Source organism: Pseudomonas baetica (genome assembly GCF_002813455.1).
GTDB classification, from domain to species: Bacteria; Pseudomonadota; Gammaproteobacteria; order Pseudomonadales; family Pseudomonadaceae; genus Aquipseudomonas; species Aquipseudomonas baetica.
Window position 1 is genome coordinate 139158 of the sequence record NZ_PHHE01000001.1, and the last position, 23694, is coordinate 162851.

General features: G+C 59.7%; 23 protein-coding genes. 19 read left to right on the forward strand and 4 right to left on the reverse strand.

Annotated elements, in window-relative coordinates; genetic code table 11:
• The first annotated feature begins 34 nt into the window (after positions 1-34).
• The 16 genes from iscA to ATI02_RS00735 all read left to right on the forward strand — a co-directional run bounded on the left by iscA (position 35) and on the right by ATI02_RS00735 (position 14870).
• Positions 35-358, forward strand: coding sequence for an iron-sulfur cluster assembly protein IscA (iscA, locus tag ATI02_RS00660; protein WP_007903589.1), 324 nt, complete (start codon positions 35-37; stop codon positions 356-358).
• Between the two features lie 8 nt (positions 359-366).
• A complete protein-coding gene (hscB, locus tag ATI02_RS00665) occupies positions 367-888 on the forward strand; it encodes a co-chaperone HscB (protein WP_095190533.1) in 522 nt (173 codons plus the stop codon).
• A 51-nt stretch (positions 889-939) separates the two neighbouring features.
• The gene (gene hscA / locus ATI02_RS00670; protein ID WP_100845164.1) at positions 940-2805 is read left to right on the forward strand and encodes a Fe-S protein assembly chaperone HscA; all 1866 of its coding nucleotides are present in this window, start codon (positions 940-942) and stop codon (positions 2803-2805) included.
• Entirely contained in the window at positions 2805-3146 is a 342-nt protein-coding gene (gene fdx / locus ATI02_RS00675; RefSeq protein ID WP_007916885.1) for an ISC system 2Fe-2S type ferredoxin, read from the forward strand. Before hscA ends, fdx begins: the two co-directional genes overlap by 1 nt.
• Before the next feature lie 14 nt (positions 3147-3160).
• Complete coding sequence (gene iscX / locus ATI02_RS00680) at positions 3161-3361, forward strand: Fe-S cluster assembly protein IscX (protein ID WP_100845165.1); 201 nt, start codon at positions 3161-3163, stop codon at positions 3359-3361.
• 88 nt (positions 3362-3449) lie between these two features.
• Positions 3450-3875 (forward strand): nucleoside-diphosphate kinase, encoded by a 426-nt coding sequence (gene ndk / locus ATI02_RS00685; RefSeq protein ID WP_007916882.1) that lies wholly within the window; start codon positions 3450-3452, stop codon positions 3873-3875.
• 28 nt (positions 3876-3903) lie between these two features.
• On the forward strand, positions 3904-5052 hold the full coding sequence (rlmN, locus tag ATI02_RS00690) for a dual-specificity RNA methyltransferase RlmN (protein WP_095190530.1): 1149 nt from the start codon (positions 3904-3906) through the stop codon (positions 5050-5052).
• A 12-nt stretch (positions 5053-5064) separates the two neighbouring features.
• Positions 5065-5823, forward strand: coding sequence for a type IV pilus biogenesis/stability protein PilW (gene pilW, locus ATI02_RS00695; protein WP_095190529.1), 759 nt, complete (start codon positions 5065-5067; stop codon positions 5821-5823).
• Positions 5823-6854: a RodZ domain-containing protein gene (locus tag ATI02_RS00700; protein WP_095190528.1), complete on the forward strand. Its 1032-nt coding sequence runs from the start codon at positions 5823-5825 to the stop codon at positions 6852-6854. The genes pilW and ATI02_RS00700 overlap by 1 nt, the downstream gene beginning before the upstream one ends.
• 3 nt (positions 6855-6857) lie before the next feature.
• Positions 6858-7967 (forward strand): flavodoxin-dependent (E)-4-hydroxy-3-methylbut-2-enyl-diphosphate synthase, encoded by a 1110-nt coding sequence (gene ispG, locus ATI02_RS00705; protein WP_095190527.1) that lies wholly within the window; start codon positions 6858-6860, stop codon positions 7965-7967.
• A gap of 35 nt (positions 7968-8002) precedes the next feature.
• Positions 8003-9292, forward strand: a complete 1290-nt coding sequence (gene hisS, locus ATI02_RS00710; protein WP_100845166.1) for a histidine--tRNA ligase — start codon at positions 8003-8005, stop codon at positions 9290-9292.
• A 41-nt stretch (positions 9293-9333) separates the two neighbouring features.
• On the forward strand, positions 9334-9975 hold the full coding sequence (locus ATI02_RS00715; protein WP_095190525.1) for a tetratricopeptide repeat protein: 642 nt from the start codon (positions 9334-9336) through the stop codon (positions 9973-9975).
• Entirely contained in the window at positions 9968-11119 is a 1152-nt protein-coding gene (gene bamB, locus ATI02_RS00720; RefSeq protein WP_095190524.1) for an outer membrane protein assembly factor BamB, read from the forward strand. The genes ATI02_RS00715 and bamB overlap by 8 nt, the downstream gene beginning before the upstream one ends.
• 139 nt (positions 11120-11258) lie before the next feature.
• Positions 11259-12728 (forward strand): ribosome biogenesis GTPase Der, encoded by a 1470-nt coding sequence (gene der, locus ATI02_RS00725; RefSeq protein WP_095190523.1) that lies wholly within the window; start codon positions 11259-11261, stop codon positions 12726-12728.
• A 214-nt stretch (positions 12729-12942) separates the two neighbouring features.
• Complete coding sequence (locus ATI02_RS00730) at positions 12943-14091, forward strand: pyridoxal phosphate-dependent aminotransferase (RefSeq protein WP_100845167.1); 1149 nt, start codon at positions 12943-12945, stop codon at positions 14089-14091.
• Positions 14079-14870, forward strand: coding sequence for an amidohydrolase (locus tag ATI02_RS00735; protein ID WP_100845168.1), 792 nt, complete (start codon positions 14079-14081; stop codon positions 14868-14870). Before ATI02_RS00730 ends, ATI02_RS00735 begins: the two co-directional genes overlap by 13 nt.
• Before the next feature lie 203 nt (positions 14871-15073).
• On the opposite strand, the gene leuA is transcribed toward ATI02_RS00735, so the two are convergent.
• From leuA to ATI02_RS00760, 4 genes are all read right to left on the reverse strand, one after another.
• Positions 15074-16753, reverse strand: coding sequence for a 2-isopropylmalate synthase (leuA, locus tag ATI02_RS00740; protein WP_095190520.1), 1680 nt, complete (start codon positions 16751-16753; stop codon positions 15074-15076).
• 505 nt (positions 16754-17258) lie between these two features.
• Entirely contained in the window at positions 17259-18080 is an 822-nt protein-coding gene (locus tag ATI02_RS00750) for a M23 family metallopeptidase (RefSeq protein ID WP_100845169.1), read from the reverse strand.
• Between the two features lie 3 nt (positions 18081-18083).
• Positions 18084-19463, reverse strand: a complete 1380-nt coding sequence (gene xseA, locus ATI02_RS00755) for an exodeoxyribonuclease VII large subunit (RefSeq protein WP_100845170.1) — start codon at positions 19461-19463, stop codon at positions 18084-18086.
• A 97-nt stretch (positions 19464-19560) separates the two neighbouring features.
• A complete protein-coding gene (locus ATI02_RS00760; RefSeq protein ID WP_100845171.1) occupies positions 19561-20493 on the reverse strand; it encodes a LysR family transcriptional regulator in 933 nt (310 codons plus the stop codon).
• Between the two features lie 99 nt (positions 20494-20592).
• On the opposite strand from ATI02_RS00760, the gene ATI02_RS00765 reads away from it, so the two are divergent.
• The 3 genes from ATI02_RS00765 (at position 20593) to guaB (ending at position 23631) form a co-directional block, all read left to right on the forward strand.
• Entirely contained in the window at positions 20593-21360 is a 768-nt protein-coding gene (locus tag ATI02_RS00765; RefSeq protein ID WP_100845172.1) for a sulfite exporter TauE/SafE family protein, read from the forward strand.
• 136 nt (positions 21361-21496) lie between these two features.
• On the forward strand, positions 21497-22045 hold the full coding sequence (locus ATI02_RS00770; RefSeq protein WP_095190514.1) for a sugar ABC transporter ATPase: 549 nt from the start codon (positions 21497-21499) through the stop codon (positions 22043-22045).
• A gap of 116 nt (positions 22046-22161) precedes the next feature.
• Positions 22162-23631 (forward strand): IMP dehydrogenase, encoded by a 1470-nt coding sequence (guaB, locus tag ATI02_RS00775; RefSeq protein ID WP_100845173.1) that lies wholly within the window; start codon positions 22162-22164, stop codon positions 23629-23631.
• Positions 23632-23694 lie beyond the last annotated feature (63 nt).

Genomic DNA, 23694 nt, shown 5'->3' on the forward strand with positions numbered 1-23694 from the left:
CTTTCTGGATTTGGCGACGAGTAAGGAGTCAACGATGGCTATCAGCATGACAGAAGCGGCTGCTCAGCACGTGCGACGCTCCCTCAACGGGCGCGGCAAAGGTGAAGGGATTCGTCTGGGTGTTCGCACCACAGGTTGTTCCGGCCTTGCCTACGTGCTGGAGTTTGTCGACGAGGTGGTTGCAGAGGATCAGGTGTTCGAAAGTCACGGCGAAAAAGTGATTATCGACCCGAAAAGCCTGGCCTACCTGGACGGCACCGAGCTCGATTTCGTCAAGGAAGGGTTGAACGAAGGCTTCAAGTTCAACAACCCCAACGTACGCGGTGAGTGTGGCTGCGGCGAAAGCTTCAACATCTGAGGCTTGTCGTGGGTATTCCTTGTCATTTCGCTTTATTCGAGCTGCAACCGAGTTTCCGTCTGGATCTCGAGCAGTTGGCCACGCGCTACCGAGAGTTGGCGCGCGGCGTTCATCCTGACCGTTTTGCCGATGCTTCCGAGCGCGAGCAACGGTTGGCGCTCGAGCAGTCTGCACGCCTCAATGAGGCCTATCAGACGCTCAAGAGCCCGCCCCAGCGTGCGCGCTACCTGCTGAAAGTCAGCGGGCATGAAGTGCCGATGGAAGTCACGGTCCATGACCCCGAGTTTCTTTTGCAGCAGATGCAGTGGCGCGAAGAACTCGAAGACCTCCAGGACAGCGCCGATCTCGACGGTGTCGCGGTGTTCAAGCGTCGCTTGAAAGTGGCTCAGGAAGAACTCAACGAAAGCTTCGCAGCCTGTTGGGATGATGCAGCGCAGCGCGAACAGGCCGAACGCCTGATGCGACGCATGCAGTTCCTCGACAAGCTCACCTACGAAGTGCGCCAGTTAGAAGAGCGCCTCGACGATTAACCCAGTGCCGCTCCGGTCGCACGCCTGATATACAGATAAGTCCTGATCACGATGGCCCTACTGCAGATCGCCGAACCCGGCCAAAGTCCTCAACCGCACCAGCGTCGTCTGGCTGTGGGGATCGACTTGGGCACTACCAATTCGCTGGTCGCTGCGTTGCGCAGTGGTCTTTCCGAGCCGCTGGCCGACGCTGACGGGCAGGTCATCCTGCCGTCTGCCGTGCGTTATCACGCCGATCGCGTCGAAGTCGGCGAGTCGGCCAAGCTGGCCGCGTCCTCCGATCCTCTGAACACTGTGCTCTCGGTCAAGCGCTTGATGGGTCGTGGTCTGTCCGACGTCAAGCAATTGGGCGAGCAACTGCCGTACCGCTTTGTCGGCGGCGAATCGCACATGCCGTTCATCGACACCATTCAGGGGCCGAAAAGCCCTGTCGAAGTCTCCGCTGATATCCTCAAGGTCCTGCGTCAGCGCGCTGAAGCGACCTTGGGTGGCGAGCTGGTTGGTGCGGTGATCACTGTTCCTGCCTATTTCGACGATGCTCAACGTCAGGCCACCAAGGATGCGGCGAAACTCGCCGGCCTGAACGTGCTGCGCCTGCTCAATGAACCGACCGCCGCCGCTGTGGCTTACGGTCTGGATCAGCATGCCGAAGGCCTGGTGGCCATTTATGACCTGGGCGGTGGCACCTTCGATATTTCGATTCTGCGTCTGACCGGTGGTGTTTTCGAAGTGCTGGCCACTGGCGGTGACAGCGCGCTGGGCGGCGATGACTTCGATCACGCGATTGCCGGCTGGATCATCGAGAGCGCCGGCCTGTCCGCCGATCTCGATCCGGGTGCGCAGCGCAATCTGCTGCAAACCGCCTGCGCAGCAAAAGAAGCCCTGACCGATGCGGCGAGTGTTGAAGTTGCCTACGGTGACTGGAAAGCCCAACTGACTCGCGAGGCCTTTGATGCGCTGATCGAGCCGATGGTCGCTCGCAGCCTGAAAGCCTGCCGTCGCGCCGTTCGTGATTCCGGTGTTGAGCTGGAAGACGTTCACGCCGTGGTCATGGTCGGCGGTTCGACTCGCGTACCACGGGTTCGTGAATCCGTTGCCGAAGCCTTCGGTCGTCAGCCGTTGACTGAAATCGATCCGGATCAAGTGGTGGCCATCGGTGCTGCGATCCAGGCCGATACCCTGGCTGGCAACAAGCGCGATGGCGGCGAGCTGCTGTTGCTCGACGTGATTCCGCTGTCCCTGGGGCTGGAAACCATGGGTGGCCTGATGGAGAAGGTGATTCCGCGCAATACCACCATCCCCGTCGCCCGTGCTCAGGATTTCACTACTTATAAAGATGGTCAGTCGGCCATGGCCATTCACGTCTTGCAGGGCGAGCGTGAACTGATCAGCGACTGCCGCTCGCTGGCGCGCTTCGAGTTGCGCGGTATTCCGGCGATGGTGGCCGGTGCGGCGAAGATTCGCGTGACCTTCCAGGTCGATGCCGACGGTCTGCTCAGCGTTTCCGCCCGTGAACTGGGTTCGGGCGTTGAGGCGAGCATTCAGGTCAAGCCGTCCTACGGTCTGACCGACGGCGAAATCGCCAAGATGTTGAAAGATTCGTTCCAGCACGCCAATGACGACAAGGTTGCCCGCGTCCTGCGTGAGCAGCAAGTCGATGCCCAGCGTCTGATTGAAGCGGTGCAGGGCGCTCTGGAAGTGGACGGCGAGCGATTGCTCGACGCCGAAGAGCGCATGGTCATCGACTTGCAGTTGCAGGAACTGGCCGAACTGATGAAAGGTACTGATGGTTACGCCATCGAGCAGCAGACCAAGCGTCTGTCGCAAGTGACCGACGCTTTTGCTGCCCGCCGCATGGATCTGACGGTGAAAGCCGCTCTGTCGGGGCGCAACCTGAATGAAATCGAGGATATCTGATGCCGCAGGTCATTTTTCTGCCCCACGAGAAGTTCTGCCCTGAAGGCATGGTGGTCGAGGCTGCGCCCGGCACATCGATTCTCGAACTGGCCCATGAACACCACATCGAGATGGAAAGCGCCTGCGGTGGCGTCTGCGCCTGCACCACTTGCCATTGCATCATCCGCGAGGGTTTCGACTCGATGGAAGAGGCTGACGAGCTGGAAGAAGATTTCCTCGATCGTGCCTGGGGTCTGGAAGCGCAATCGCGCCTGGCCTGTCAGGCTATCGTGGGTGAAGAAGACATCACCGTCGAAATTCCGAAATATTCGCTTAACCATGCGGCCGAAGCGCCGCACTGACTGGTAAGACTGTCATGAGCTACGGTTGGAATGATGTTCAACGCATTGCAGAAGAATTGGCTGAAGCCAAGCTGGATGTGGATCCGCTTTCTGTCAATTTCGTCGACCTGCAGCGATGGATCAAGGAACTGCCTGACTTCGACGACACCTCTGGCCGTGTTGGCGAGAAGGTGTTGGAAGCGGTTCAGGCGCTCTGGATCGAAGAAGTAGACTGATCGTCCTCGCAGGTTAGGCAATACCCAAGAACCCGCGTATAATTCGCGGGTTTAATTTTTCGCAAATTACCGTTTCTGGAGTTACACCATGGCTGTTCAACGTACTTTCTCCATCATCAAGCCTGACGCTGTTGCAAAAAACGTCATCGGCGAGATCACCACTCGTTTCGAAAAAGCAGGCCTGCGCGTTGTAGCTTCGAAACTGAAGCAACTGTCCAAAGCTGAAGCTGAAGGCTTCTACGCTGAGCACAGCGCTCGTGGTTTCTTCGGCGACCTGGTTGCTTTCATGATCTCCGGTCCTGTTGTCGTTCAGGTTCTGGAAGGCGAAAACGCTATCGCTCTGAACCGTGAGCTGATGGGCGCTACCAACCCTAAAGAAGCTGCTGCCGGTACCATCCGCGCTGATTTCGCTGATTCCATCGACGCCAACGCTGTTCACGGTTCGGACTCCGAAGCCGCAGCTGCTCGTGAAATCTCGTACTTCTTCGCAGCTACTGAAGTAACCACTCGCTAAGCATTGGCTTAAGAGTGAAGGTGAATCCATGACTACATCGACTGTAAAAACCAACCTGCTGGGGCTGACTCAACAGGAAATGGAAAAATTCTTCGACTCAATCGGGGAGAAGCGTTTCCGTGCCGGTCAGGTAATGAAATGGATTCACCATTTTGGTGTCGATGATTTCGACGCCATGACGAACGTCAGCAAGGCCTTGCGCGACAAGCTCAAGGCTATTGCCGAGGTCCGTGGTCCCGAAGTGGTCAGCGAGGACATTTCCAGCGACGGCACCCGTAAGTGGGTGGTGCGCGTGGCGTCCGGCAGCTGCGTCGAGACCGTATACATTCCCCAGGGCAAGCGCGGCACTCTGTGCGTTTCGTCCCAGGCAGGCTGTGCCCTGGATTGCAGTTTCTGCTCCACCGGCAAGCAAGGCTTCAATAGCAACCTCACCGCCGCCGAAGTCATCGGTCAGGTGTGGATTGCCAACAAATCTTTCGGCAGTGTCCCGGCAACCGTCGACCGTGCCATCACCAACGTGGTGATGATGGGCATGGGTGAGCCGCTGCTGAACTTCGACAACGTCGTCGCCGCCATGCATCTGATGATGGATGACCTCGGCTACGGGATTTCCAAGCGCCGCGTGACCCTGTCCACGTCGGGTGTGGTGCCGATGATCGATGAGCTGGCCAAGCACATCGACGTATCCCTGGCGTTGTCCCTGCACGCACCGAATGACGCATTGCGTAACCAATTGGTGCCGATCAACAAGAAATATCCGCTTAAGATGCTGCTCGAGTCGTGCAAGCGCTACATGTCCGCCCTTGGCGAGAAGCGTGTGCTGACCATCGAGTACACCTTGCTCAAGGACATCAACGATAAAGTTGAGCATGCGGTGGAAATGATCGAGCTGCTGAAGAACATTCCGTGCAAGATCAACCTGATTCCGTTCAACCCGTTCCCGCATTCCGGGTACGAGCGGCCGAGCAACAATGCTATCCGACGGTTCCAGGATCAGTTGCATCAGGCCGGTTTCAACGTCACTGTCCGCACCACCCGTGGTGAAGACATCGACGCTGCGTGTGGTCAATTGGTAGGGCAGGTGCTGGATCGCACCCGTCGCAGCGAACGTTACATCGCCGTGCGTGAGTTGAGCGCCGACAGCGATCTGGCACAGAACGCTGCGAACACTAACTAAGAGAGGATCTCTATGTCCCTGCGCTTTGCGCTGCTGTTGCTGTTGACCAGCCTGTGTGCTGGTTGTGTCCTGTCGGGTGACTACAACCCGATGAAGACCAGCAAGGGCCGCGATGAAGCGCGGGCTGCCTACGTGCAGTTGGGGCTGGGGTACTTGCAGCAAGGCATGAGCGAGCGGGCCAAGGTGCCGCTGAAGAAGGCGCTGGAAATCGACGGTTCCGATCCTGATGCCAATGCTGCTCTCGGCTTGGTGTTCCAGTCCGAAATGGAGCCTGAGCTGGCCGACGAACACTTCCGCAAGGCTTTGTCCTCCCGTCCTGCCGATGCGCGCATCCTCAACAACTACGGCAGTTTTCTCTACGAACAACAGCGTTATAAAGAAGCCTACGAGCGTTTTGAACAGGCCGCCGCCGATACCCTGTATCCTGAGCGTTCGCGTGTGTTCGAGAACCTCGGCATGACGGCGGCGAAGCTCGGTCAGCGTGATCTGGCGCAGCAGCAGCTGGAAAAGGCGCTGCGTTTGAACCGCCAACAGCCACGCGCATTGCTGGAAATGGCTGAGTTGTCCTTCGAAGACAGGCATTATGTGCCCGCGCGAGACTATTACGACCGTTTCAGCCTGCTGACCGAACAAAATGCACGTAGTCTATTGCTCGGCGTTCGGCTGGCAAAAGTGTTTGAAGATCGCGACAAGGCCGCCAGTTATGGCCTGCAATTAAAACGACTCTATCCCGGTACGCCGGAATATCAGCAATACCTGTCGGAGCAATGATGAAAGCGGCGCATCCCGAAGTTGTAGCAGCGAATCGCGTTAACCCCGGTGAGACCCTGCGCCAGGCCCGCGAAAGCAATGGCTGGTCGCTGGCCGAAGTGGCCCTCAAGCTCAACCTCACCGTGACTTCCCTGAGCAATCTTGAAGCCGGCGCTTTCGACAAGCTGCCGGGGCATACCTTCGCTCGCGGTTACATTCGCGCTTATGCCAAATTGCTCGGCATGGACCAGACCGTTCTGGTCCAGCAATTCGACCAGTCCACCGGCACCGATTCCCAAGGCAGCAACGTCCACGCTCTGGGTCGTATCGAAGAGCCGGTGCGGGTTTCCCACACCATTTTGCGTATCGTCAGCTTGCTGTTGCTGATCGCGGTCATCGGCGGCGGTTTCGTCTGGTGGCAGGATCAGACGTCGCAGCGCACCAAAGACCTGGCCAGCCTGACACCAGAGCACGTCGAAGTCGAAGGCGCCGACGGCACCACCCAGATCCATCCGATTGACGAGCCGGAAGATCAGGCTGTCGCCGAAGCTCAGACCGAGGGCGCCACTGCCCTGGCGCTGCCGCAATCGGAAACCACCGCCGGCGCTGCTGGCGCCGAGCCTGCTGCTCCGGCAACTGCGCCAGCAGCGCCGGCGACGCCAACAGCACCGGTTAACACACCGGCCCCGGTTGTCGCCACCCCGGCCACTCCTGCACCGAACGTTCCCGCGACGCAAGCGCCGACCGCCACGGCGCCAGTCGTTCCTGCGACGCCTGCGCCAACCGCGCAAGCGACCGCTCCAGTTGCCGGCGACGGCCAGGTGCAATTGCAGTTCACCGGCGATTGCTGGGCGCAAGTTACCGATGGTCGCGGCAAAGTGCTGTTCAGTGGTCTGAAACATAAAGGCGACAGCGTGGCTGTCAGCGGCAAGCTGCCGCTGAACGTGCGTCTGGGCGTTGCCCGCGCCGCACAGGTCAGCTACAACGGCCAGCCGGTCGATATCGCTCCGTTCACCAGTGGCGAGACTGCTCGCCTGAAGTTGGGTCAATAAGTCATGCACGGCGAATCTCCAATCAAACGTCGCGAATCGCGCAAGATCTGGGTCGGCAACGTACCGGTGGGCGGCGATGCGCCGATTGCTGTGCAGAGCATGACCAACAGTGACACCAATGACGTGGCCGCCACCGTTGCGCAGATCAATCGTCTGGAAGCCGCCGGCGTCGACATCGTTCGCGTATCGGTGCCGGACATGGACGCCGCCGAGGCGTTCGGCAGAATCAAGCAACTGGTCAAGGTGCCGTTGGTTGCCGACATTCACTTCGACTACAAGATCGCGTTGCGCGTAGCCGAGCTGGGTGTGGACTGCCTGCGGATCAACCCGGGCAACATCGGTCGTGAAGACCGCGTGCGTGCCGTGGTCGATGCCGCCCGTGACCGCGGGATCCCGATCCGCATCGGCGTCAACGCCGGCTCGCTGGAAAAAGACCTGCAAAAGAAATACGGCGAGCCGACCCCGGCCGCGCTGGTCGAGTCCGCCTTGCGTCACGTTGAACACCTCGAACGCCTGAATTTCCAGGACTTCAAGGTCAGCGTGAAGGCTTCCGACGTGTTCATGGCCGTTGAAGCCTACCGCTTGCTGGCGAAAGAAATTGTCCAGCCGCTGCACCTGGGCATCACCGAAGCCGGTGGATTGCGTTCGGGCACAGTGAAATCCGCCGTGGGCCTAGGTATGCTGCTCGCCGAGGGGATTGGCGATACTATCCGCATCTCGCTGGCGGCCGACCCGGTCGAGGAAGTGAAGGTCGGTTACGACATTCTCAAGTCTTTGCATCTGCGTTCCCGTGGCATCAACTTCATCGCCTGCCCGAGCTGCTCGCGGCAGAACTTCGATGTGGTCAAGACCATGAACGAGCTGGAAGGGCGTCTTGAAGACCTGCTGGTGCCGCTGGATGTCGCGGTGATCGGTTGTGTGGTCAACGGCCCCGGTGAAGCCAAGGAAGCCCATATCGGCTTGACCGGCGGCACGCCAAACCTGATTTATATCGACGGCAAGCCGTCGCAGAAACTGACGAATGACAATCTGGTGGACGAGCTGGAAAGGCTGATCCGCCAGAAAGCGGCCGAGAAGGTCGAAGCTGACGCAGCGGTTATCGCGCGCGGCTGAGCTGACTGAACGCCGAACGAATTTAAGGATTTAAAGTGAGCAAGTCTCTGCAAGCCATTCGTGGCATGAATGACATCCTGCCCGAACAGACCCCGCTGTGGCGTTATCTGGAGGGCACTGTGGCGCGTCTGCTGGATAACTACGGTTACAAGCAGATCCGCATGCCGATCGTCGAATTCACCGAGCTGTTCAAACGCTCGATCGGTGAAGTGACCGACATCGTCGAAAAAGAGATGTACACCTTCGAAGACCGCAACGGCGACTCCCTGACCCTGCGCCCGGAAGGCACCGCGGCGTGCGTGCGTGCGGTGCTCGAGCACGGCATCACCGGCGGTGGCCAGGTGCAGAAACTCTGGTACATCGGCCCGATGTTCCGTCACGAGCGCCCGCAGAAAGGCCGTTATCGCCAGTTCCACCAGATCGGTCTGGAAGTGTTCAACCTCGACGGTCCGGACATCGATGCCGAACTGATCATCATGACCTGGCGCCTGTGGGGCGAGCTGGGTATCCGTGATGCGGTCAAACTCGAACTGAACAGCCTCGGCACCAGCGAGTCCCGTGGTCGTTATCGTGAAGCGCTGGTCGAGTACCTCTCGGCGCACCACGACAAGCTCGACGAAGACAGCCAGCGTCGTCTGAAAACCAACCCGCTACGCGTGCTCGACACCAAAAATGCCGACACCCAGGCCGTGCTGGTCGATGCGCCGAAGATGGCGGATTACCTCGACGACGAGTCCCGTGCTCACTTCGAAGGCCTGAAGGCTCGTCTGGATGCTGTTGGCATTCCTTACGTGCTTAACCCGAAACTTGTTCGCGGCCTCGACTACTACAGCAAAACCGTTTTCGAATGGGTCACCGACAAGCTCGGCGCCCAGGGCACTGTGTGCGCGGGCGGCCGTTACGACGGTCTGGTCGAGCAAATGGGCGGCAAGCCGACCACAGGCGTCGGTTTCGCCATGGGCATCGAACGTCTGGTGCTGATGCTCGAAACCCTGGAGCAGATCCCGGAAGAAATCTCCCGTCAGGTCGATGTCTACCTCTGCGCCTTCGGTGAAGAAGCCGAGCTGGCCGGTCTGGCTCTGGCCGAACGGGTACGCGATCAACTTCCAAACCTGCGTCTGCAAGTCAATGCTGGCGCCGGCAGTTTCAAAAGCCAGTTCAAGAAAGCCGACAAGAGCGGTGCGTTGTACGCACTGATCCTGGGTGACGACGAAATGGCCCAGCAAGTGGTAGGTTTCAAACCCCTGCGTGGCCAGGGCGAACAACAAAGCATTGCTTGGGATGCGCTTGCCGCTCACCTGGCCACCTGCGTCGTGCAGGGTTGAAGCTGTCTAAACAGCCGATTTAGCGATTAAGGAGTATTGGGGTGTCGAGTACCGAAGACGAACAGTTGGCGGATTTGAAGGACTGGTGGACACGCAACGGCAAACCTCTGGTCACTGGCGGCCTGTTGGCGCTGGTCATCGTGTTCGGCTGGCAGGCTTATCACAAGTATCAGAGCAACCAGTCGCAAGGCGCCTCGGTGCTTTACCAGCAACTGCTGGAAACCACGCTGACGCCTGACGGCAAGCCTGATGCTGCCCGCGTTGCGGACCTGGCCGGCAAGCTCAACAGCGAATTCGGCGGCACTGCCTACGCGCAGTACGGCAGCCTGTTCGTGGCCAAGGTTGCAGTCGACAGCGGCAAGCTGGATGACGCCGCAACCGAGCTTAAAGCCATCGTCGACAAACCGGCCAACCCGGCGCTGGGCGAAATCGCCCGTCAGCGCCTGGCGCAGGTGCTGGGCGCGCAGGACAAGGCTGAAGACGCTTTGAAACTGCTCGACGGCGACGCTGACAAAGCGTTCCTGGCCACCCGCGAAGAACTCAAGGGCGACCTGCTGGTGCGGCTGGGTCGTACCGACGACGCGAACAAGGCGTATCAAAAAGCCAAGGCGGCACTGTCGGATGAAGCGGCGGTCGGTGGCCTTCAAATCAAGCTCGACGACCTGGCCAAAGGGGATGCGTGACGTGATCCGTTGGAAGCATGCAGCATTGCTGGCTCTGGCCATTTTGGCCGCGGGTTGCAGCAGCAACAGCAAAAAAGAATTGCCACCGGCTGAACTGACCGACTTCAAAGAAGAAGTGGTTCTGCAAAAGCAGTGGAGTCGTTCGATCGGTGACGGTCAGGGCGAAACCTACAACATGCTGGTACCGGCGATCGACGGTGACACCATCTACGCCGCCGATGTAACCGGCGTGGTGATGGCCATGGATCGCGGCAATGGCGACGTGAAGTGGAAACAGGATCTTGATTTGCCTGTCTCCGGCGCCGTTGGCGTGGGTTACGGTCTGGTGCTGATCGGTACGTTGCGTGGCGAAGTTGTCGCTCTGGACACCAGCAATGGTGAAGAGAAGTGGCGCGCTCGCGTCAACAGCGAAGTTCTCGCGCCACCGGCCAACAACGGTGACGTGGTAGTGGTGCAGACCCAGGACGATCGTCTGATCGGTCTGGATGCATCCACCGGTACGCAACGCTGGGTGTACGACAGCACGCCGGCCGTTCTGACCCTGCGTGGCACCAGTGCACCGCTGGTGACCAACCGTCTCGCGGTAGCGGGTCTGTCGACGGGTAAAGTGGTCGCTCTGGATATTTCCAACGGCGTGCCGGTCTGGGAACAACGGATCGCGATTCCACAAGGTCGTTCGGAACTGGAGCGCGTGGTCGACATCGACGGTGGCCTGCTGCTGTCCGGCGGTACGCTGTACGTTGCCAGCTATCAGGGTCGCGTTGCGGCACTGGATCTGGAAAGCGGCCGTCAACTCTGGCAGCGCGATGCGTCGAGCTACGCCGGTATCGCCCAAGGTTTCGGCAGTGTTTACGTGAGCCTGTCTTCGGGCACCGTTGAAGGCGTCGACGAACGTTCCACCACAGCATTGTGGAGCAACGACTCGCTGGCCCGTCGTCAACTGTCGGCTCCGGAAGTGTTCTCCAGCTATGTGGCAGTGGGTGACCTGGAAGGTTATCTGCACCTGTTGAGTCAGGTTGACGGTCGTTTCGTCGGCCGTGAGCGCATCGACAGCGACGGCCTGCGTGCCCGTCCGCTGGTGGTGGGTGACACGATTTATGTGTATGGCAACAGCGGCAAACTGGAAGCCCTGACCATCAAGTAACAACTATGCTTGGGGATAACACCCCAGGCAGCTTCACTTGTGGGAGTGAACCTGTTCGCCCCCACAGTGTTGCCCCGAGCACCAGCCGCTGCCACGCAGCGGCTTTTGTATTTTCTGAAATAACGAAGTGGAGAGCCGCATGGTTCCCGTAATCGCCCTGGTGGGCCGACCGAACGTCGGCAAATCCACCTTGTTCAACCGCCTGACCAGGACTCGCGACGCCATCGTCGGCGACTTGTCCGGTCTGACCCGTGATCGCCAGTACGGTGAGGCCAAGTGGCAAGGGCGTTCCTACATTCTGGTCGACACCGGTGGTATCTCCGGTGACGAGCACGGTATGGACGAAAAAATGGCCGAGCAGTCGCTGCTGGCCATTGAAGAAGCAGATGTTGTGCTGTTCCTGGTAGATGCCAAGGCCGGTTTTACCGCCGCCGACCAGATGATCGCCGAACACTTGCGCAAACGTAACAAGCGCTCCTATGTGGTTGCCAACAAGGTCGACAACATCGACCCGGAAATGGCCCGCGCTGAGTTTGCTCCGTTAGGCATGGGCCACGCGATTCCGATCGCCGGTGCTCACGGCCGTGGCATCACTCAGATGCTGGAAATCGCCTTGGGTGATTTCCCGAGAGACGCAGAAGAGCCGGAAGACGGCGAAGAAGAAGTCGTTGCCGAAGGTGAGGAAGCCAAGCGCATTCCTGGCCCGAGCGAAAAAGACGGGATCAAGATCGCCATCATCGGTCGTCCGAACGTCGGCAAGTCGACTCTGGTCAACCGGATGCTCGGTGAAGACCGGGTAATCGTCTACGACCAACCCGGCACCACGCGCGACAGTATCTACATCCCGTTCGAACGCAATGAAGAGAAGTACACGCTGATCGACACCGCCGGTGTACGCAAGCGCGGCAAGATCCACGAAGAAGTCGAAAAGTTCTCCGTGGTCAAAACCCTGCAGGCGATCAAAGACGCCAACGTGGTGATCTTCGTGATGGACGCCCGCGAAGGCGTGGTCGATCACGACCTCAACCTGCTGGGCTTCGCGATCGAGGCCGGTCGTGCGCTGGTGATCGCGATCAACAAGTGGGACGGCATGACGCCGAGCGAGCGCGACTTCGTCAAGGTCGAGCTGCAGCGTCGCCTGTTCTTCGTTGACTACGCCGACATCCACTTCATCTCGGCACTGCACGGCACTGGCGTGGGCAACCTCTACGCTTCCGTACAGAACTCGTTCAAGTCGGCGGTCACCCGCTGGCCGACCAACCGTCTGACCCAGATTCTGGAAGACGCGGTTGGCGAGCACGCGCCACCGATGGTCAACAACCGCCGGATCAAGCTGCGTTACGCCCACTTGGGTGGCGCGAACCCGCCGATCATCGTGATCCACGGTAACCAGATCGAGAAAGTGCCGAAGTCGTACGTGCGCTATCTGGAGAACACTTACCGTCGTGTGCTGAAGCTGGTCGGTACGCCGATCCGCATCGAGTTCAAGGGCGGCGAGAACCCGTACGAAGGCAACAAAAACACGCTGACCGATCGCCAGGTCAACAGGAAGCGTCGGATGATGTCGCACACAAAGAAAGCCGACAAGAAGCGCCGCGACAAGAAGTGATTTATCACTTCGTGTAGGAGCTGCCGCAGGCTGCGATCTTTTGATTTTGCTTTAAAGACAAGATCAAAGGATCGCAGCCTTCGGCAGCTCCTACATGGGTTCGGCGATAAGAAGGGTGCTCACCAGAGCGCCCTTTTTTTATGGGCGCCGGATGGGCTATCCTCGGGCTCTCCCGCGCCGTCGTCAGAGCCGGGTGCAGAGCAGGGAACCCCCGATGATCACCAGTAAGCTGCCGAATGTCGGCATCACTATTTTCACGCAGATGTCTCAGCTCGCGGCGCAGACCGGAGCCATCAACCTGTCCCAGGGTTTTCCTGATTTCGACGGCCCGCAGTCCCTGCGCGATGCGGTAGGTCGGCATATTGCCAGTGGCCACAACCAGTATTCGCCGATGACCGGCCTGCCGGCACTGCGCGAGCAGATCTCCGCGAAGATCGCCCACAGTTACGGCGTGAATGTCGATGCTGACCATGAGGTGACGGTGACGCCGGGCGCGACCCAGGCGATCTTCTGCGCCATTCAGGCGGTTATCCACAGCGGTGACGAAGTCATCGTGTTCGACCCGTGCTACGACAGTTACGAGCCCGCGACGGAGCTGGCGGGCGGTCGTTGCGTGCATGTGCAGTTGAGGCCAGACGATTTCTCCATCGATTTCGGCAAGCTTGCAGCGGCCCTGACCCCACGCACGAAAATGATCGTCCTCAACACCCCGCACAACCCGAGCGGTGCCTTGATCAGCCGCGCCGAACTGGATCAGTTGGCGGCGTTGATTCGTGATCGTGATATCTATCTGATCAGCGACGAAGTCTACGAACACCTGGTGTTCGACGGCGTGCCGCATGTCAGCGTGCTCGCCCACGAGGAGCTGTATCGGCGTGCCTTTGTGGTCAGCTCGTTCGGCAAGACTTACCACGTCACTGGCTGGAAAACCGGCTATGTCGTCGCACCGCCAGCGTTGACTGCGGAACTGCGCAAGGTGCATCAGTACGTCAGTTTCTGCGGCGTCACGCCGCTGCAATACGCCTTGGCCGATTACATGGCCGAGCACCCGGAACACGTCGAAGAGTTGCCGGGTTTCTATCAGGCCAAACGTGATCTGTTCTGCGATCTGCTGGCACCGTCGCGATTCAGCTTTACCCGTGTCACCGGTACGTACTTCCAACTGGTCGATTACTCGCAGATTCGTCCCGACCTGAACGACGTCGAGATGGCCATGTGGATGACCCGCGAGCACGGTGTGGCGAGTATTCCGGTGTCGGTGTTCTATCAGAGCCCACCCGAAGGCCAGCGCCTTGTGCGCCTGTGCTTTGCCAAACGCGAGGAGACGCTGCGCGAAGCGGCGGCCAAATTATGCGCGATCTGAGTACCTTGCCCGATCTCAATCTGGCGCTGATCCAGACCAGCCTGGCTTGGCATGATCGCCAGGCCAATCTTGAGCATTTTGATGCATTGCTGGAGCAGGCGCGGGGGGCGGATCTGATTATCCTGCCGGAGATGTTCACCACCGGTTTCTCCATGGAGTCGCAAACCCTCGCCGAAGTCGAGAATGGTCCGACCAGCAAATGGCTGAAAGTGCAGGCAGCCAAGCTGAATGCGGTGATCACCGGCAGCGTGATCATTCAGGCGGCCGACGGTAGTCATCGCAATCGCCTGCTCTGGGCGCGGCCCGACGGCGAAGTGCTGCATTACGACAAGCGTCACCTGTTCCGCATGGCCGGCGAGCACAACCACTACACACCCGGCGAGCGCCAGGTGCAGTTTGAGCTCAAGGGTTGGCGGATTCGTCCGCTGATTTGCTATGACCTGCGCTTCCCGGTGTGGAGCCGCGATGCACAGGACACCGATCTGCTGCTGTACACCGCCAACTGGCCGGGTGCGCGACGCCTGCACTGGAATCGTCTGCTGCCAGCACGCGCCATCGAAAACCTCTGCTACGTGGCGGCGGTGAATCGAGTGGGGACTGACGGCAAGGGCTTTGCCTACACCGGCGACAGTCAGGTACTCGATTTCCAGGGTGAGAGCCTGCTGGCGGCGGGGGAGGCTGACGGCGTGTTCAAGGCAGTGCTGGAAGCGGCACCACTGGCGGCTTACCGCGAGCGTTTTCCGGCGAATCTGGATGCGGACACGTTCGAGTTCACCTGATTTGCGGGTTGTCTGTGCGGACCTCTTCGCGGGCAAGCCCGCTCCCACAGGGATTGTGGGTGTACACCCGATTTCATGTACACCGCGACCACTGTGGGAGCGAGCCTGCTCGCGAAGGGGCCAGACCAGGCAATACAAAAAACATCAGGCAAAAAAAGGCCCCGAAGTTCGCACTTCGGGGCCCTTTGCATTTCAGCGATGGCTTACGCCGCTTTCGCTTCCGGCTGGCTCAGCGAGCGGTTCAGTGCACTGAACAGTGCCTTGAAGCTGGCGGTGGTGATGTTTTCATCGATACCCACGCCGTGTACCGCACGTTCGCCGTTCACGCGCAGCTCGATGTACGCCGCTGCCTTGGCGTTGGTGCCCGCGCCGATCGCGTGTTCGTTGTAGTCCATGATTTCCACCGGAATCGGCAGACCGGCCACCAGTGCTTCCAGCGCACCGTTGCCTTTGCCGCGCCAGTGCAGATTGGTTTCGCCCTGACCCTGGCTGGCCACTTCCACTTCGACGGCGCTGTTGCCGTTTTCTTCCTGCAGGCGATGGCTGACCAGCGCGTACGGGGTGTTGGCTTGCAGGTATTCGCTGATCAACAGCGAGTGAATCTGCTTGGCGGTCATCTCCAGACCCAGACGGTCGGTTTCACGCTGCACGACCTGGCTGAACTCGATCTGCATGCGACGCGGCAGGCTGATGCCGTATTCCTGTTCCAGCAAGTAAGCGATGCCGCCCTTGCCCGACTGGCTGTTCACACGAATCACTGCCTCGTAGCTGCGGCCGATGTCGGCCGGGTCGATCGGCAAGTACGGCACTTCCCACAGGGTGTCGGATTTTTGCTGGGCAAAGCCCTTGCGGATCGCATCCTGGTGCGAGCCGGAGAACGCGGTGTGGACCAGGTCGCCGACGTACGGGTGACGAGGGTGAACCTGGATCTGGTTGCACTCTTCGACGACTTTGCGCACGCCGTCGATGTCGGAAAAGTCCAGCTCAGGGTCAACGCCCTGGGTGTACATGTTCAGGGCTACGGTGACGAGGTCGACGTTACCGGTACGCTCGCCGTTACCGAACAGGCAGCCTTCGACACGGTCGGCGCCGGCCATCAGGCCCAGTTCGGTGGCGGCCACGCCGGTGCCACGGTCGTTGTGGGTGTGCAGGCTGATGATCACGCTGTCACGACGGTTGATGTTACGGCCGAACCATTCGATCTGATCGGCGTAAATGTTCGGGGTCGCGCATTCAACGGTGGCCGGCAGGTTGAGGATCATCTTGTGCTCAGGCGTCGGGTTCCAGACCTCGATCACTGCGTCACAGACTTCCTTGGCGAATTCCAGCTCGGTGGCGCTGAAGGTTTCCGGCGAGTATTCGAACGTCCACTCGGTGTCCGGCTGCATCGCTGCGTATTTGACGAACAGCTTGGCGGCGTTGACTGCGATGGCCTTGATGCCGTCCTTGTCCTGATTGAAGACGATGCGACGGAAAGACGGCGAGGTGGCGTTGTACAGGTGAACGATGGCTTTTTTCGCACCGCGCAGGGATTCGAACGTGCGCTCGATCAAGTCTTCACGACCCTGGGTCAGCACCTGAATGGTGGTGTCGTCCGGGATGTGGCCTTCTTCGATCAGGGTACGCACGAAGTCGAAATCGGTTTGCGAAGCGGCCGGGAAGGACGCTTCGATTTCCTTCACGCCGACCTGCACCAGGGTCTTCCAGAAGCGCAGTTTCTTCACAGCGTCCATTGGCTCGATCAGCGACTGGTTGCCGTCGCGCAGGTCGGAGCTGCACCAGATCGGCGCGGCGTCGATGGTTTTCGACGGCCAGGTGCGATCCGGCAGGTTGATGACGGGGAACGCGCGGTATTTCGAAGACGGATCTTTGAGCATGCTCATCGGGAAATTCCTTATTGTCTGGGCCGAAAAGAGGCGGCCTGCCGGTGTTACGAATGTTCAGGGAAAGCGTGGGACGAGGTGCCGCGATTCAGCCTGGCAGTCGTGCGCTGACGAGGCACAGGCTGCGGTGCTGGCGAAGCTGAATAAGGGTGTGAGAGGTTTTCATGCCTTCAACCCTAACCGCGGGTGGGGAGGATGGCAAGCAGTCGAAAAAAATTGAGAGGAATACTCGAAAAGCTGGATTTTGCGCGATTTTATTGTGCTTAATGCCATAGATCGTTGTTAGTTTTGCGCAGGGTTTGATAGCTGCGCAATTCAGGAAGATGGGCTCTTCATGATTTGGGGTGGAGTGGTTTGTCTGTGCATATTTCGGTGTATGGAAGACCGCCTTCGGGAGCAAGCCCCCTCCCACAATGATCCGGGATGTTCGAAAATCTTGTGTACACCGGAGAAACGTGTGGGAGGGGGCTTGCTCCCGAAGAGGCCAGCAGCCTTCACTGAGGAATCAGGGCTGGAATGCACCAATGAAAATCGCCGGATCCACCCGCGCATCGTTCAGGCTGATATTCCAGTGCATATGCGGCCCGGTCGCCCGCCCCGTCGAACCGACCTTGCCCACCACCGCGCCACGCGCCAGTTGATCGCCAACCTTCACGTCAATTTTCGACATATGGCAGAACATGCTGATAAAGCCCTGGCCATGGTCGACAAATACCGTGTTGCCGTTGAAGAAGTAGTTACCGGTCAGAATCACCTTGCCTCCCGCCGGGGTCTTGATCGGCGTGCCCGCCGGCACCGCAAAGTCGAGGCCAGCATGCGGGTTGCGCTCTTCACCGTTGAAGAATCGACGCACACCGAACTTGCTCGACAGCGGCCCGTTGACCGGTTTGTCCAGCAGCAGATTGCTCGGGGTGTTCGGGCTGAAGCTGCGGTAAGCCTTGATCTGCTCGGCCAGCTCGCCTTCGATGCGCTTGAGGTTGGCCGGGTTCGGATTGACCTGCTGGGTATTCTTCAGGGTGATGCGCTGTTCCGGGTATTTCTTGTTACCAACCGTGAACGGCAGATTACGCCCACCACTGCTGATCTGCTGTGCGCCGGGTTTAACGGTCAGCGGCACGCCAACAATCGCCAGCCAATTGTTCTGTTCTTTCACCACCAGCACCGGTTTGCCCTGATAAGTGGCTTTCGGTGCCTGCGCAGCGGCGCCCAGATCAACCACTGCCACGCCGCCCGGCACCGGTTTGTTCAGCAGCCGGGTGATGTAACTGTCGGCGTGGGCATTGAAGGTCAGACAGAGCAAAAACAGTGGAGCGAGAAAACGCGGCATGGATCAGTCCAGTAAAGAAAGGGTGACAGGCGTGAGGTGATTGTCCTCGACGCGCACTTGCAGTTCGCCTTCGCCGAGTTTGGCTTTCAGGCGCTGGCCAGTATGGGTTTGCGCGGCGTTGCGGATCGCATGGCCGCGTTCGTCGAGCAGAATGCTGTAACCACGGCCAAGGGTCGCCAGTGGGCTGACCACATGCAGCGTCTGCATCTGACTGTGCAGTTGCAGGCGGCGGTTCTTCAGACCTTCGCGCATGGCGCGCGGCAAGCGTTCGGCGAGGCTGTCCAGACGTTGGCGCAACATCGCCAGTTGCCGCCCCGGATGCTGCCCGGCGAGGCGGGTCTCCAGGCGTATCAGGCGTTCGCGACGGGTATTGAGGCTGCGTTCGAATGCCCGGCGCATACGCATGTCCAGATCATCCAGGCGCTGAGCCTGCTGGCGCAGTCGTTCGCCGGGATGGCGCAGGCGACGGGCCATGCCTTCCAGGCGCAGGTGATCGCGCATCAAGCGGTCACGCATGCGCATCACCAAGCGGCGATGCAGGCTTTCGACCTGGCGGATCAGGTGGCTGGAATCGGGGGCGAGCAGTTCGGCGGCAGCGGAGGGCGTCGGTGCGCGCACGTCGGCGACAAAGTCACTGATCGACACATCGGTTTCATGGCCAACGGCGCTGACAATCGGTGTCACACAGGCATCGACTGCGCGCGCTACGGCTTCTTCGTTGAAGCACCAGAGGTCTTCCAGCGAGCCGCCGCCACGGGCGAGGATCAGTGCGTCGAAGCCACGCGCGTCCGCCATCTTCAAGGCGCGAACGATCTGTGCGGTGGCCTCGCGACCCTGCACGGCGGTCGGAATCAACGTCAGTTGCACTTGCGGCGCACGGCGGCGGAACACGCTGATGATGTCGCGGATCACCGCGCCGGTCGGCGAACTGATGATGCCGATGCGCTGTGGATGCGCCGGCAGCGGCACTTTGCGCTCGGCACTGAACAGGCCTTCGGCGCTGAGCTTTTCCTTCAGCGCATCGAAGGCCAGACGCAGGGCGCCGTCACCCGCCGGTTCCACGGTGTCGAGAATCAGTTGATAGTCGCCACGGCCTTCAAACAGCGAAACCTTGCCGCGCACCTTCACCGCCAGGCCGTCTTTCAACGCCTGACGCACCCGCGCCGCGTTCTGCCGGAACAGTGCGCAGCGCACCTGAGCACCGCTGTCCTTGAGGGTGAAATAGATGTGGCCGGACGCCGGACGGGCGAGGTTGGAGATTTCGCCCTCGACCCAGATGTTGCTGAACACGTCTTCAAGCAACACCCGCGCGCGGCCGTTGAGCTGGCTGACGGTCAGGACTTCACGGTCCAGGCCAAGTCTTGCAAAGGGATCTTTAATCATGGGGCGCAGTTTAAAGGCATTTGCCAGTCAATCACCATGACACAACACAAAACCCTGTGGGAGCGAGCCTGCTCGCGAAAGCGGCGTTACAGACGATTCAGATGATGACTGACACGGCGCCTTCGCGAGCAGGCTCGCTCCCACAGGAGGGATTTGTGAAGGTCTGGATGAAGTGGTGCGTCAGGGGTGTTGGATTCTGGCGATAGGCGAGGGCGACGGTGCTGTGGCAGTGTGGATCGGCCAGGGGCAGAAAGCGCACGCCGCTCGGGGCGATGTCCTGCATGGATTCGGGCAGCAGAGCGATGCCAAAACCGGCCTGGATCAACTGCAATTGCGTGGTTTTGCGCGACATCACCCGCGCGGCTTTCGGGAAGAAGCCGTGACGCATGCACAGCTCGGCACACAGATAACTCAGGCCGCCGCGTTGCGGGTGCGGGATCGAGATGAACGCCTCGTCCTTCAGTTGGGCCAAGTCGACACGTTCGGCTGCAGCCAACCGATGCCCCATCGGAACTGCCAGCAGCAAGCGCTCAATAAACAGCGGCACCACCTGAATCCCTTCACGCTGACGCAATACGGGCAGGCGCAGCAGGCCGACATCGAGGCGTCCTTCGGCCAACTCTTCCAATTGCGCCTCGGAAGACAACTTGCCGATATCCAGTGACACGCCGGGCTGTTGCTGCAGATAAGCGCCAATGTCACTGAGCAGCCGGCCACTGATAGACACAGTGCTGGAGTGACTGAGGCGCAATGTGCCGAGCTGGCCATTGCCGACCTCGGTGGCCATGGCGCTGGCCTTGCTCAGCTCGTTCAGCAGATTTCTTGCTCGCGGCAGAAATGCTTCCCCAGCCGCTGTGAGGCGAGGCTGGCGCGCGGTGCGCTCGAACAGCGGGGTTTGCAGGCGGGTTTCCATGTCCTTGATCTGCCGGCTCAGCGCCGATTGCGCAACGAACAAACGTTCAGCTGCAGCACTGAAACTGCCGCATTCGGCAATTTCCACGAAGTAACGTAATTGGCGGGTTGAAAGCACAGGTATGCCTTTTCGAGATGGGTAAGCGGCCTGGAAGATATTAGTCGCAACCCTCTGCGCTGGCTAAAGTCGTCACAGGCTTGTTAAGGAAGCGGATCGATGAGTGCGGTGGCGTTGTTGAGTGAATGGACATGGGGCGCAGGAGGCTGGGCGGTGATCGCGTTGGGGATCGCCTTGGCTTATATCGTGTTCGGCATTGCCGGGTTCGGCACGGCATTGGTGGCGGGGCCAATTCTGATTCTGTTCATGCCGTTGTCGAAAATCGTGCCGTTGCTGGTGCTGCTGGATTTCGTCGCCGCGTTCGGCAATCTGCTGCCGTCGCGGCGCGATGTGGCTAAACCGGAGCTGTTGCGGCTGCTGCCGTGCATGGCGGTGGGGTGTACGTTGGGGGTTATTTTTTTGCTCAACCTTAAATCCGATCTGTTGTTGCTGTTGATGGGGGTGTTCATCAGCGCTTATGCGGTTTACAGCTTGTGGGTCAAAGCGCGGCCCGCGCAATTGTCCGCAGGGTGGGCAGTGCCGATGGGCACGGTGGGTGGCCTGTTCGGGGCGTTGTTTGGCAGTGGCGGCTTTCTTTATGCGATCTATCTCAATAGCCGTTTGCCGAAAGACGCAGCCCGGGCCACGCAAAGTGCGCTGATCAGTTGCAGCACGGTGGTGCGTTTGAGTCTGTTCGCCATCGCAGGTGTGTATGCCGAGCTACCCTTGTTGATGCTGGCGCTGTGTCTGTTGCCGGCCATGGCGCTGGGGTTGTGGATCGGGCGGCGGTTGACGATGCGTTTATCCCGCGAGGCGTTTGTGCGACTGGTGACCTGGCTGGTGCTGGCCAGTGGTCTGGCGTTGATCGGGCGCTATTTGAGTACTTGACCGGATTTTGTCAGGGATTAAGCTGCCGGCCTTCAGGGCCCCTTCGCGGGCAAGCCCGCTCCCACAGGGAAATGCATTCCAATGTGGGAGCGGGCTTGCTCGCGAAGGCGTCAGAAGCCATACCGCAGGACTGTCCATGAACTCGCAAAGCATCATCGTCCCGAAAATCTCCACCCTGCCGGTCCACGAACCCCGGGCCCGGGCGATCGTGCGCTGGCTGGTGCGCAAGAACATCATCGAAGAAGAACTGACCACCTGCGGTCGCACCGGCAACCGCATGGCCCACGCCATCGCTGATGGCGCCCGCGCCGTGGTGTTGCATCCCGAGGCGCTGCCCTTCGGCGAGCCGATCAACGGGTTGGAGATCGTCACCAAGCGCTGCATCTATACCCCGGCCAAAGGTTTTCTCGAAGAAGCCGGTTGCGCCGAGTGCCGTCGTGAAGTCGGCGAAGCACTGTTCGAAAGCCTGGAAGACTGGTTCCCGGGCCGCACAGACAACTTCACTTGCCCCGAATGCGGGCATGAAGATGACATCAACGGTTTTCTGTTTTTGCAGGAATGCGCGTTTTCCAACCTTGGTTTCATCTTCAATAACTGGCTTGAGGCCGGCTTCAAGCAAAGCTTTATCGATGAGTTCGCTGATTGGCTCGATCAACCTGTCTCTTGGGTCAAGGTGGAGCTGTAGCGGCGGGGATCCCCGTACATCAGCAACATTGATATTAAGCTGAGTTTTACATTGAACAGCAGGGGGTGTCTGACTATAATGGCGCGCTTCCATTTTCCCGCTCGGGAGCCCCCGCGATGCTGCGTATCAGCCAAGAAGCTCTGACATTCGACGACATTCTCCTAGTGCCCGGTTATTCCGAGGTGCTTCCTAACGAAGTCAGTCTCAAGACCCGCCTTACCCGTGGCATCGAACTGAACATTCCTCTGGTTTCTGCCGCCATGGACACCGTTACTGAAGCCCGTCTGGCAATCGCCATGGCTCAGGAAGGTGGCATCGGCATTATCCACAAGAACATGACCATCGAGCAGCAAGCTGCCGAAGTGCGCAAGGTCAAGAAGTTCGAAGCCGGCGTCGTCAAGGATCCGATCACCATCGAGGCAGATGCCACGGTTCGTGACCTGTTCGAATTGACCCGCATGCATAACATTTCCGGCGTTCCGGTACTGCACGATGGCGACCTGGTCGGCATCGTCACTTCCCGTGACGTGCGTTTCGAAAGCCGTCTGGAAGCCACCGTCCGTGAAGTGATGACGCCCAAAGAGCGTCTGGTCACGATCAAGGAAGGCGCGAGCAAGGACGAAGCACGCGAACTGCTGCACAAGCACCGCATCGAGCGCGTGCTGATCGTCGACGACAAATTCGCCCTCAAAGGCATGATGACCGTCAACGACATCGAAAAAGCCAAAGCCTACCCGCTGGCCAGCAAGGACGATCAAGGTCGTCTGCGCGTTGGCGCTGCGGTCGGTACCGGTAAAGACACCGGTGATCGCGTAGCCGCTCTGGTCAACGCTGGCGTAGACGTCGTGGTAGTCGATACCGCGCACGGCCACTCCAAAGGCGTGATCGACCGCGTTCGCTGGGTCAAACAGAATTTCCCTGAAGTGCAGGTGATCGGCGGCAACATCGCCACCGGCGCCGCTGCCAAGGCTCTGGCCGAAGCAGGCGCTGACGCAGTCAAGGTCGGTATCGGCCCTGGCTCGATCTGCACCACCCGCATCGTCGCCGGTGTCGGCGTTCCGCAAATCAGTGCCATCGCCAACGTTGCCGCTGCCCTTGAAGGCACCGGCGTACCGTTGATCGCCGACGGCGGCATCCGTTTCTCCGGTGACCTGTCCAAGGCCATCGTGGCCGGTGCTTCCTGCGTGATGATGGGCTCGATGTTCGCCGGTACTGAAGAGGCGCCGGGCGAGATCGAACTGTTCCAGGGCCGTTCGTACAAGGCTTATCGCGGCATGGGTTCGCTGGGCGCCATGTCCCAGGCGCAAGGCTCTTCCGACCGTTACTTCCAGGACTCCTCGGCAGGCGCCGAGAAACTCGTTCCGGAAGGCATCGAAGGCCGTGTGCCGTACAAAGGCACCCTGAGCGCGATCATTCACCAGTTGATGGGCGGTCTGCGTTCCTCGATGGGCTACACCGGTAGCGCCAACATCGAAGAAATGCGCACCAAGCCTGAGTTCGTGCGGATCACCGGCGCTGGTATGGCCGAATCCCACGTTCACGACGTGCAGATCACTAAAGAAGCGCCAAACTACCGCGTAGGTTGAGCCTTCAAGCAATAAAGTAAGCAACCGGGGCTGTTTGATTCAGCCCCGAGTTGTTTCTGAATC